Source organism: Planobispora rosea, from assembly GCF_014648175.1.
GTDB classification, from domain to species: domain Bacteria; phylum Actinomycetota; class Actinomycetes; order Streptosporangiales; family Streptosporangiaceae; genus Planobispora; species Planobispora rosea.
Genome location: NZ_BMQP01000083.1, coordinates 1 through 11,426, shown reverse-complemented (window position 1 = coordinate 11,426; position 11,426 = coordinate 1). Strand labels below are relative to the sequence as shown.

Below are 11,426 nucleotides of genomic sequence, written 5' to 3'. Positions count from 1 at the left end.
CACCAAGACCTGGAAGGAGTCCCCGGACGCGGACTTCGACGCCAAACTGGACGCGATCGACTACGCCCTGACCCAGCGGCCCGAGCGCACCTTCGCCTTCGACGAGTTCGGACCCTTGGGCATCCGGCCCACCGCCGGAACGGCCTGGGCACCGCAAGGCGAGCCGGACCGGCTGCCGGCCACCTACCGCCGCACCCAGGGCGTGCGCTACTTCCATGGCTGCTACTCGGTCGGCGATGACCTGCTGTGGGGCGTCAACCGGGCCCGCAAGGGCATCGACCACACCTGGGCCGCTCTGAAGTCGATCCGCGCCGCCCGCCCGGACGGCGCCCCGATCTACGTGATCCTGGACAACCTGTCGGCGCATAAGAACTGGCGTATCCGCGTCTGGGCCAAGAAGAACAAGGTCAGGCTGTTGTTCACTCCCACCTACGCCTCGTGGGCCAATCCGATCGAGGCGCATTTCGGGCCCCTGCGGCAGTTCACCCTGGCCAATTCCGATCACCCGAACCACACCGTCCAGACCCGGGCGCTGCACGCCTACCTGCGTTGGCGCAACGCCCATGCCCGCCATCCCGACGTGCTGGCCGCCCAGCGCCGGGAACGTGCCCGCGTCCGCAGTGAGAAGGGCATCCGCTGGGGCGGTCGACCGCTCGCAACCGCGGCCTGAGACCCTCACTCAACCCGGTGATCGTTTCCGGTCACAGCGCTAGCAGACATTCGGCCTGTCCGAGGGCGTTCAGGAAACGCTCCGCGGTGGGGACCTAAGCCCACCTTCCCGCCGCCGGGCATGATTCCCCGCTCCAGCTGAAGACAACTGCGCGGATGCAGCCTGCCGCACACGTTGAAGGTCACATCATCATCAATGCCTTGGCGCGCCACGCGCGCTCCCACGATGCCGTCGAACTGCTTCACCGTGACTCCATCGACTACCCGTGTCACGCCCCGGCGTCGCGGTCAGGTACCTTCTGCCACACCTTCCGGTAGGAAGCCGGGGTGCTGCCGTACACCCGTTTGAAGTCATTGATGAAGTGGCTCGCATCGGCGTAGCCCCAGCGCATGGCGATGGTCTGGACCATGTCGCCGGTGTGCAGCAGGTCACGGTAGGCACGCTCCAACCGGCGTCGGCGCACCAGGGAGCCGAAGCTCTCGTCCGAGTCGGCGAACAGGCGATGCAGCGAGCGTACGGAGATTCCGTGCTGCTCGGCGGCCCGGGCCGGCAGGACGTGACCGAGATGGAGGTGGTCGTCGATCCACCGGCTCACCGACAGGCGCATGCTCTCGCTGACTGCCGCTTTTGACGGCTGGCGATACTCCTGCACCGCGCTGAGCAGGAGTTCGACGACGACGTTGCGCGCTGCACTGATGGCGGTGGGGCTGAGCCGGTCGGCCTCGGCCGCGATGGTCAGGAGCACCCCGCGCAGGAGACGCAGTGTGGCTTGGTCCCCCTCGATCGCCGCCTCGTCCAGGATCAGGGAGTTGCTTCTCGACATGTGCAGTGCCGGCTTCGGAACGAGTACCACGGTCTGCGACATCGGGCCGAGGATCTCGGACTCCACCAATGTCGTGGCGTCCCAGACCTCGACCGGTGCCGACACCACGTACTCCCGGTGGTCACCGAACACGACTCGCTCGCTGAACGTGCGCGTGTTCACCGACACTCCGATGTACTGGGTCACCGGCGAGTCACCCGTGAAGCGGACCCCGAAGGGATCGGCTTCGACATCGACCAGAACGAGGTCTTGCAGCGTGCGCCGCCGAAACCGTCCGCGAAACGACGTGAGCTGCTTCGGGAACCACACCGAATCGGCCATGCGACTCGACACATAGGCGTTGTTCCACGCCCGGACACACTCGGGGGTGATCGGCCCGTCCATGTGCAGGCGCTCCCCGGTCTCCACCATCACCACAGGACCTCCGGCGTGGCAGGCCACGAGCCCGCACGGTACGGCGCGAACCGAGCGAGACGGGCATCGGATCGAATGCTCTTCACGCGTTGCTCCGGGTCGTCACGGGTCAGCGAGCCAAGGGCTGCCCGGTCATCGTGCTCCCACCGTAGACGCGATTTGTTCAACTGACAATGTCAGTTGAACAACTTCTTGTCATCGAGGCCCTGAGGTCTCATACGATCAGACCGTGGCACACGTGAGCGCCGCTGAGCGCCGACCGCAGCTGATCCGCGCCGCCATCGCCGTAATGAGCCGGGACGGCGTAGCCGCCGCCAGCACGCGTGCGATCGCCGCCGAACTCGGCATCGCACAGGCGACGGTGCACTACGTCTATGGCGCCAAAGACGAGCTGTACCGAGCGGTAATCGAGCAACTGACCACTGACATCGCTGAGCAGGTCCGGGGCATTGACATACCGACGGAACCGAACTTTCAAGCCACCATCGGCGCGTACGCCCGGCAGCTATGGCGTACCGTCGTCGAGCAGCCCCACGTTCACCGATTGATCACCGAGCTCTTCGTCATGGGCCTCCGCTCCCCGTCACTGCGCCCCACCGTCACCGACTATCAGCGGCAGCTCGACACCGTCTTCGAGGACGCGTTCCGGAAGGCCGCGGCATACACGGGCACGACATTGGTCCGTCCGGTCGAGGAGGTGGCCCGCTTCTTCTTCGCCGGGCTCGACGGACTGATCCTGCATCGGCTCGCCCGCCCCGACGACATGGCCGACGAGCGCTCGCTCGACCAGATCGTGGCGGCCACGGCAGCTTTGGCCGAAGGGCGCTTGCCTCTGTCAGTCGTGTGACGCAGGCAACCGCAGGCCGCAGGCTCCCCGGCGTCAGGCGCCAGGAACGTCCTCGGATCTCGGCGTCACCTGCGGAGCGGGATTCCTCGTCGGCCGCGATCGCCGAAGGACGCTCAGGTGGGACGAGGACGCCGCTCTCCTCCTTGATCCCGTCCGCTCGTACACCTCGGGACGCCTGACTTCGGGCCAGCGGGCGCAGGATGTGCGCTTGGCGCGGTTCACCGCCGAGGCGGGGAGTCGGCCTGCGCGCACCACAGCGGCCGGACTCTCCTTCACCACGTGGAATCCCGGGAACTTGCCGACGAAGACTTCGCAGTCCTCGATCAATGGCTTCAAGCTTTGTAAATCACCCACGATCCACAGAATTTGACGATTGTTCTCAGGAAAGCCGGTTCGGCGGCCGATGGACATGAGCAGCCCCATGCACAAGATGACCAGTGAATCTTCGGGACTACGGAAGGTGTGGTCATGCCATTGTTCCCGGGTCGTCCTACCGGCGGACGCAGTGCTCAAGGATCCGCCACGTGGCAGAGCTCAAGCCGGTGGCCCACGGTTGGCGCGTACCTGCTTGTGCTGCTGTGCATGGTCGCCTCCTTCGCCACCGCGGCGCAGCAGCGCGCGGAGATACAGGCCAGCGAGCAGGAACGGCGTGACAAGACCATGGCCGATGTGGCCGCGGCGATCTCGGCCACGGTGTTGCGTCATACCGACTTCATCGCGACCCTGCATGCCACCGTGGCAACCCGGCCGGACATGACCAACCGGCAGTTCGCCGAGTGGATCACCGAGTCGGAGGTCTTCGAGCGCTACCCCGGCGGAGCCGGTTACGGCTATATCCAGATCGTGCCGGCCGCGCAACTGGACGATTTCCAGCAGGCGATCCGCACCGATCCTCCACGCCTTCCGGCCGGGGCTCCCGCCGGGAACCTGTCCGTGGTCCCCGCCGGTTCCCACTCGGCGTACTGCCTGGCCCGCCTGAGCGCCGCCCCGGCCTCCTCTCCTTATGCCGCATATCCACCGGGTTTCGACTACTGCGCCCTCCGGCGCGGGTCGGGCCATGCGCCCCCCGACGGACCGGATGACGAGACCGGAGCGGTGATGGCGACCTTGGACGCGCGCACGGGACTGTTCGCGCTACTTCGTTTCGTCTCCGCCCCTGCCACCGCGCCGGCGGCCATCGAGGAGCGTCATGCTCCACCGCGCGGATTCGTGATCAGTGCTTTCGACGCCAGGGCCATCATCGCCGCCGGCCTGAGCAGTCGCCACGACCTGCGGGTGGAACTGTTGTACCGGCCCCACCCCGGTGCGAAGACACCCCTGAACAGCGCGTCACCCATCGTCCTGGCCGCCGGCGGCTCCGTACCGCAATCTGCTGCGACGCGGGAGTTCACCGTCGACGCCGACAGCACCTGGGTCGTCCGCGTCACCAGCGGCTCCGCTGACGCAGACCGCCATGCCGATATGGCGTTCTGGGCCACGCTGGGCAGCGGCCTGTTGCTGTCGGCGCTCCTGGCGGCGTTCATGCACGTGCTGGCACGCAGCCGCCGGTACGCCCTCGACCTGGTGGCCCGCAAGACCGAGCAACTGCGCTACCAGGCCACCCACGACGCTCTCACCGGGCTGCCCAACCGCGCGCTGATCCTGGAGCAGGTGGGACAGGCGCTGGACGACTGCCGGCAGCCGGATACGGCCATCGCGGTCATGTTCCTCGATCTGGACGGCTTCAAGAACGTCAACGACACTTTTGGGCACGCCGCCGGTGACCGGCTGCTCCGCGCGGTCGCCCGGCGGGTGACCGGCGTGCTGCGCGATGAGAGCACCGTGGGCCGGCTCGGCGGAGACGAGTTCGTGGTCCTGCTACGGGATGCACGAGACGGCCGGCCGGAGACAGTCGCGACCCGGATCATCCAGGCTGTACAAGAGCCGTTCATCCTGGGAGATGATCGGGCATACGAGGTGCGCGTCGGCACCAGCATCGGAATCGCCACCGGCCCACCGGGCAGTGCCGACGAGCTGCTACGGGACGCCGACCTGGCTCTCTACCAGGCCAAGAAGGCAGGAAAAGGCCGCTACGTGATGTTCGCGCCCGCCGTATCCGGTCATGCCGACACCCCGATCGCCCGGTAAGCCGACAACGACGGCTCCACCCGCGCCGGTCCGCAGGTGCCGTGGTCCGCCCGGTCTCCGAAGGGCTCCAGAACGGGACGGCTGGACCGCTGCAGGCGGCAGTCCCGCAAGCGCACAGCAGAGCCAGGGAAAGCCCAATGTCCAGCTGATCTTGCATCGGTGACATCGGGCGGTGATGGCGTGGCGCGGATTTTCTATGAGGGCGCCCTGGCGGCACAGGAAAGTAGACATGCGGCAGCCGACGTGGATGGGGTCAGGCGACCGGCCGGCCCTTCTCGACCTGCTCGCTGAACACCATGACGTCGGTACTTCCGCGTGCGCGGAGCGTCGGCTGCACCACGCACAACCCTCGGCCAGGTTCACGAATGAAGGAGAAGCCCATGGGACTGCTGGACGGCAAGGTGGTGTTCATCACCGGTGGAGGCCGCGGACAGGGCCGCGCTCACGCTCTCGCGTCGGCGCAAGAGGGCGCAGACGTCATCCTCACCGACATCGACGCTCCCATCAAGACAGTCCCCTACGACCTGGCGGGAAAGGAAGACCTGGCGGAGACGGTTCGCCTCGTCGAAACTCTGGGCCGACGCGCTCTGTCGGTCGTCGCGGATGTCCGCTCCCAGCAGGCGCTGGATGACGCCGTCAGCCAGGGCATCGCCGCGTTCGGCAAGATCGACTGCCTCATCGCCAACGCGGGCATCCTCACCGAGGGGAAAGTCTGGGAGCTGGACGACGAGACCTGGCAGGACATGATCGACGTCAACCTCACGGGAGTATGGCGCTCGGTCAAGGCGGTCCTGCCCCACATGATCGAACGCAAGAGCGGATCCATCGTCATCACCGCCTCGTCCAACTCAGACGACCCCGACCCCGGCATCGCGCACTACACGGCGGCAAAGGCCGGCGTCATCGGCCTGATGAAGAACGTGGCGGTGGAGGTGGCGCCCTTCGGCATCCGCTGCAACGCGATCAAGCCTGGCTTCATCGCCAGCGAGATGACCTCATGGCAGGGCATGCTGGACCGGTACGCCGGCCATGAGGGTGGAACCATCGAGCACATGCACCAGGCCGGTTACTTCTTCAACGCGCTGCCGATGCCCATGATGCAGCCGGAGTCGACCGCCAAGGTGGCGCTCTTCCTGAACTCGGACCTGGCCGCCTATGTGACCGGCCAGCACTTCTTCGTGGACGCCGGCCACTCCGTCCTCTCTCGGACCAACCTGGGCGCAGTCATACCGTCCGCCGAAGCCTGACGTACGGACGGTTCTGCATCCCACGAGGGGCGCCGGCGTGGCGAACCAATAAGCCCCACGCCTGCCTAGACCGGCCATCCGCACAAGCCCGTGAGTGACATCCTGCACCGGCCCGGGGAGTCTCCCCGCAAGGCAGGCCTGGTGAGGGCGGAGATCCAGGAGAACGGCGATCTTCTATAACCAGTCGTCCACGAACTGGATCTCCGTTGACTGCCGAGTATTCCGACTTGGCTGTTTCTCGTGCTGTCGAGGCAATCTGCGAAGCAGGCGGCCCTCCCTGGTTCGGCGGTTTCAGCGGCGCTGGAGGCAGCGTGGCGTGCGAGACGGCTAGAACCGCCAGCACGCGCATGGCGATGGTGACGTACCGATGCCAGGGCGTCCACTTGCGCGCCTGCAGGAGGTCAGGCCGAGCAGGTCCTCGCCGTGCTCGTCGTCCTCCCTGGCCCTCCAGCGTATCCCGGCCGCGTCGATCAACTCGGGAAGTGCGGAGCCCGTCAACCTGAGGTGCCCTGCAGTACTGGCCGGCCATGCCGGCCGACCAGTGCCCTTGTAGATCGCGCTGGGATCGTCAACGATCAGCATCCCATCGGAGCGGCCCGGGCGCGGAGCGGCAGATGGACGAAGCCGCGGACGGCCCCCCCGGGCCTGCGGACTGCCTGCCCTGCCATGCGCAGTTCCGGCAATCGGCTCGCGAGCGTCCGCAGAGCGATCTCTCCTGTCAGTCGGGCCAGCGAAGACTCCAGTCCCATGGCCCTGCTGACGGCGAGATGCCTGGGGCCGGAAGTACGGCTGATGTCGAAGCGCGCAGGGTCGGGAAACTGGTCGGGGTCCCGGTGGGCCGCAGCGAGCATCACAAGAACTCTGCTACCGGAGGGCACTGTGTGTCCTGCCAGCTCGATGCGCTCAGAGGCGATACGCAAGATGAACTGGCGAGGAGGATCGAACCGCAGGGTCTCTTCGGCTGCTTTGTCCGCCAGTTGCGGTGCCGCCTTGAGCATCTGCCACTGGTCAGGGGAGGCCGCCAGCGCGGCCACCGCATTGCCGATCAGATTGACTGCGATGTCGAGGCCGGAAACGATCAGCTCCTTGCATGCTTCGACGATCTCCTCCAGGTTCAATCTGGCGGGGGCGGTGCTGGGCCAGCCAGTCGTGCCGGCGTCCGGGTTCTTCCGGCGTTCCGGCTGACGGACGTGACCGAGCAGCCTGTCCGGGTCGTGTTCTGGCGTGCGGCCGCGGCGCGCAGCGGTGAGCCGGCTGATCAGGTCACCGCCGGGATGCTTGCGTCGCTCACGTTGAAGCCGGATCAGCAACGCCTCCAGATCCTCGTTCGCGTCGTGCAGTTCTTCGGCCTGTCTTGCTGAAGGCCTCCCGCCGATCGAGCGGCCCATGACGGCGCACAGGTCGGCAAAACGTGCTGAATCGCCATGGGGGATGCCCAGTACTTCACTGAGGCACGCAGTGACCAGGGGAAGGGCGAAGTCGTCGATCAGATCGAACGCGTCGCCATCCGCAGCCCGGTCGAGCAGGTTGTGGGCGGTGACCTCGACGCGGGAAACGGAGAGCTGCAGCGCCGGCTTCACCAGGGAGGCAGCGACGGTACACGCGTGATCGTTTTCCTGCATCCGTGCCTCGAACGGGCCGGCAGCGCCGAGTATCTCCCCAGGCGGGGGTACACGCCTCCCAGCAGGGTGGGCAAATGACCGCCATGCCCAGAAGCGAGGGTCGTGCAGAACCCGGCTGCAGCGGTCATACGACAAGACGGCGAGCATCCCGGTACGGCTGCGATAGACCGGCTCCTGAGCGCGCATCTGCTCATACAGCCCGTAGGCGTCACCGCGGAACCCTGGTTCGAGAAGCCTGGCCAACGGATCACCGGTGCGGGCCAGCAGCCACAACCACAGCCGGTTGGGGGAAGCACCGGCGTAGAGCCGTGCGGTGTCGGTGGGGTGATAGCTCATCGTCTCTTCCTGATCGGGCCGTCCTCGGCAGTCGCCGAATCCCGCTGAGACGGGTCAGTCTCATATGAGGCAGATTCTGCTCGCACTCGTGGAGCGGCGATACAGACGAAAGTCGATTAACACTGTTCGCAGGCATGAGTGCGCCGTCCGGAGGAGGGCAAGTGTGCTTTCGTGGCGCTCGGGCCCTGTATCAGGCGATCGGTAGCCCCAACTGTGCCCGGGGCCTGGTGGCGGGCGCGACGTGGACCCGACTGCGGCCAGGGGCTCGGCGTCGCCCGTGACGACTGTCGGCCATCCGCCCTGTCCCGGGCGGCGTTCCGCAGGCCACGTACAGCACTCGCGCCGCCCGGGCCGGTCTCCCGCAGGATCTGGATGGTCCGCGCGTCCCCGGCCCGGACGCGCTCTGCACGGCAGGGGGCGCCGGTAGGCCCCGGCGGTCTCCTCAGCCGCCCGGCGAGTGTCGGAAACGAGCAGCCACGGGGGAAACCGCCGTAGAGCTGCCGGTGATACCGGCATCGACCACCAGGCTCCGGCTGCCGATGTGGTCCTTTCCCGCGGCAGTAGGTGCTGCTTGCGCGATCTTCCTCGTTCCTCAGTGCTGGACGGGCTCGTTGCTCAGCTTCTGGCCGCGAAGCAGGAACCACGCGGCGACAGCGGCGACAAGCAGCAAGGCGGCGCCGACGCCGGCGGCGAGGGCCACTCCACCGACGAAGGACTCGCGTGCCGCGTGCAGCAGCGCGGCGGCCGCATCGGCGGGCATGCGCGCGGCGGCCACGACGGCTCCGGCCAGTGACTCGTGTGCTGCCTGCGGGGTTCCGGCCGGTCCGGTGAAGTCCTGGTAGATGTTGGTGACGACGGACCCCAGCAGGGCGATGCCCAGGGCGGTGCCCAGTTCGTACGCCGTCTCCGAGACCGCCGAAGCAGCGCCGGCCTGTTCCTTGGGGACGGCGGTGAGGATGATGTCCGAGGTGACCGTGAATGACAGTCCGGCGCCGAAGCCGACGATCAGCAGGGTGGCGCCGAGCAGGGGGTAGCCGGTGGACTGGCTGATCGTGGTGAGTGCGGCCAGGGCCAGGCCGATGACGGCCAGGCCGCTGGAGACGACCGCGCGCACCGAGAAGCGTCGCGCTGCGGCGCCTGCGATCAGGCCGGCCACGACCGCGCCGACGGCGGCCGGCAGCTCGGCGATGCCTGCTTCGATGGGACGCCGGTCCTGGACGAGCTGCAGGTACTGGGAGAGGAAGAACAGCAGTCCGGACAGCCCGAGGATGGTCAGCAGGTTCGCCAGGACGGCCCCGCTGAAGCCGCCGTTGCGAAACAGCCGGACGTCCACCAACGGGACGGGAAGACGGCGCTGACGCCGGACGAACCCGTAGAGAGCGGCCCCACCGAGCAGGCCTGCCGCCAGGGTGGGCCAGGTGAACCCGTCGGCGGCGGCCTCCTTGATCGCGTACACGATGCCGACCATGCCGACCAGCGACAGCAGGACACTCGGCAGGTCCCACGGCCCCGGGGAGGGGTTGCGTGATTCCGGCAGCATCTTGATTCCGACGATGACCAGCAACGCCATCACCGGCAGGTTGATCAGGAACACCGAGCCCCACCAGAAGTGCTCCAGCAGCAGACCGCCGACGATCGGGCCGACCGCCATACCCGCCGAGGCGGCGGCGCTCCAGATACCGATGGCGAGAGTGCGCTCACGGGAGTCCTGGAAGAGGTTGCGGATCAGCGCGAGGGTGGAGGGCATCAGCGTGGCGCCGGCGACACCGAGCAGCGCCCGGGCGGCGATCATCATCTCGGGAGTCTGCGCGTAGGCGTTGAGCACCGAGACCAGCCCGAAGGCGGTGGCTCCGATCAGCAGCAGGCGCTTGCGGCCGATGCGGTCGCCCAGGCTGCCCATGGAGATGAGCAGGCCGGCGATCACGAACGAGTAGGCGTCGCCGATCCACAGCAGCTGAGTGCCGGAAGGCTGCAGATCCTCACTGAGGTAGGGCGTGGCCAGACCCAAGACGGTGGCATCCACCGCCACGAGCAGCACGGCAAGAACCAGGACGCCCAAGGCGAGCCAGCGGCCGGAGCGCCGCTGCGTGCTGTCCTGCTCCCCCGAATGCAGAACACTGGTCATGATCCGTCCCTTCGCGTCGCGCCGCCGAGCAGCAACTCGGCGATCATGTGGGTGAAGTCGTTGCGGGCCACCCGGCCCTCGGTGACGGCCCAGCTGCCGGCGGCCAGCAGGCCGTAGAGAGCCTCGGCGAGCCACGTCGCGCTCAAGTCGATGCGGAACTCACCGTTTTCCTGGCCTCGGCGGAACAAGCCGGTGAGCCGCTCATCGATACGGAACCAGCCCGCGTTCTGCTTTTCGCCCTCGAAGAGCTGGTTTTCGGAGTAGAGGAAGGTGAGCAGGCCCGCACAGGGCTGGATCTCGCGCACCAGACGGCGCACCGCGCCCGCGGCCGCCCCCTCCTCAAGGCGCGCCGCCTCCAACGCCGCCTCACACTTGGCGATGCCCAGCTCCTCCAGGGCGCGCACAAGGGCATCGCGCCCGGTGAAGTGACGATTCAGCGTCGCCCTGCTGATCCCCGCGGCCCGGGCGACCTCTTCCATCGTCGCCGTCGCCTTCCGCGTCAGGAGATCAGCGGCAGCATGCAGCACATGATCACGATCAAAGCTCATAAGCCAATAATAACCTATAAGAGACATGCATGCCTCAAGTGAGACATGCATGACTCATCGATAGGGAACCATGGATCGTTACCTTCTCAGCGTCATGCCCAGCAGGCAGATCAGGGCCAGCCGTAGGAAAGTCCTGCTCTAAGGCCTGTCCTGTGAATCACGAGAGCCAGTCCAAGGCCGCGACCGGCAGGATCTGGCAGCGGTAGATGACCGCGCGCTTGGCGTACCGGGAGACCAGCGCACGGTACTGCTTCAGGTGCGCGATCGCGCGCTCGAGCACGTTGCGCCGCTTGTCGATCTCCGAATCGAAGGCGTACGGCCGGCCGCCCCGCGAACCCCGGCTCCGGCGATGGGCCAACCGGTCGGCCTTCTCCGGGATCGTGGCGGCGATCCGCCGGCGGCGCAGATAGCGGCGGGTGGCACGAGCACTGCAGGCCTTGCGGCGGCAGCGGCTTGATCTGCTCCCACTGCTGATCGGTGAGTTCCCCTCGGTGCACCATGCCCATGACATCGGTGACCCGGCTGAACTCCTGAGAGAAAGATTCACAGGGCAGGCCTCAGCACGGCCGCGACGTCGACGCCGTCGTCGATCGCGTGAAGGCACGCCTAAGTGACTGTTGCGAAACCGGTCAGGCGGTATCGCGGCGCTCGTCTTCAGCAAGCCGCC

The 11,426-nt window shown here is 67.2% G+C and carries 9 protein-coding genes; 4 read left to right on the top strand and 5 right to left on the bottom strand.

Going from position 1 to position 11,426, the window contains the following annotated elements; all coding sequences use genetic code 11:
- Nucleotides 1-670 (top strand): transposase (locus tag IEZ08_RS38075; RefSeq protein ID WP_189244140.1); only part of this gene is annotated, 670 nt, incomplete at its 5' end.
- Between the two features lie 268 nt (nt 671-938).
- Here the strand turns inward: IEZ08_RS38075 and IEZ08_RS38070 are convergent.
- Nucleotides 939-1,904, bottom strand: a complete 966-nt coding sequence (locus IEZ08_RS38070; protein WP_229803944.1) for a helix-turn-helix domain-containing protein — start codon at nt 1,902-1,904, stop codon at nt 939-941.
- A 232-nt stretch (nt 1,905-2,136) separates the two neighbouring features.
- On the opposite strand from IEZ08_RS38070, the gene IEZ08_RS38065 reads away from it, so the two are divergent.
- The 3 genes from IEZ08_RS38065 to IEZ08_RS38055 all read left to right on the top strand — a co-directional run bounded on the left by IEZ08_RS38065 (nt 2,137) and on the right by IEZ08_RS38055 (nt 6,128).
- Nucleotides 2,137-2,754, top strand: a complete 618-nt coding sequence (locus IEZ08_RS38065) for a TetR/AcrR family transcriptional regulator (protein WP_189244138.1) — start codon at nt 2,137-2,139, stop codon at nt 2,752-2,754.
- 582 nt (nt 2,755-3,336) lie between these two features.
- Nucleotides 3,337-4,881: a sensor domain-containing diguanylate cyclase gene (locus IEZ08_RS38060; protein ID WP_189244137.1), complete on the top strand. Its 1,545-nt coding sequence runs from the start codon at nt 3,337-3,339 to the stop codon at nt 4,879-4,881.
- 380 nt (nt 4,882-5,261) lie between these two features.
- Nucleotides 5,262-6,128, top strand: coding sequence for a mycofactocin-coupled SDR family oxidoreductase (locus IEZ08_RS38055; RefSeq protein ID WP_068923818.1), 867 nt, complete (start codon nt 5,262-5,264; stop codon nt 6,126-6,128).
- A 575-nt stretch (nt 6,129-6,703) separates the two neighbouring features.
- Here IEZ08_RS38055 and IEZ08_RS38050 read toward each other — a convergent pair.
- From IEZ08_RS38050 to IEZ08_RS38035, 4 genes are all read right to left on the bottom strand, one after another.
- Nucleotides 6,704-8,086: a cytochrome P450 gene (locus IEZ08_RS38050; protein WP_189244136.1), complete on the bottom strand. Its 1,383-nt coding sequence runs from the start codon at nt 8,084-8,086 to the stop codon at nt 6,704-6,706.
- A gap of 592 nt (nt 8,087-8,678) precedes the next feature.
- Complete coding sequence (locus IEZ08_RS38045; RefSeq protein WP_189244135.1) at nt 8,679-10,211, bottom strand: MFS transporter; 1,533 nt, start codon at nt 10,209-10,211, stop codon at nt 8,679-8,681.
- Entirely contained in the window at nt 10,208-10,759 is a 552-nt protein-coding gene (locus IEZ08_RS38040) for a TetR/AcrR family transcriptional regulator (RefSeq protein ID WP_189244134.1), read from the bottom strand. The genes IEZ08_RS38045 and IEZ08_RS38040 overlap by 4 nt, the downstream gene beginning before the upstream one ends.
- Before the next feature lie 157 nt (nt 10,760-10,916).
- On the bottom strand, nt 10,917-11,270 hold the full coding sequence (locus tag IEZ08_RS38035; protein ID WP_189244133.1) for a transposase: 354 nt from the start codon (nt 11,268-11,270) through the stop codon (nt 10,917-10,919).
- Nucleotides 11,271-11,426: the final 156 nt, after the last annotated feature.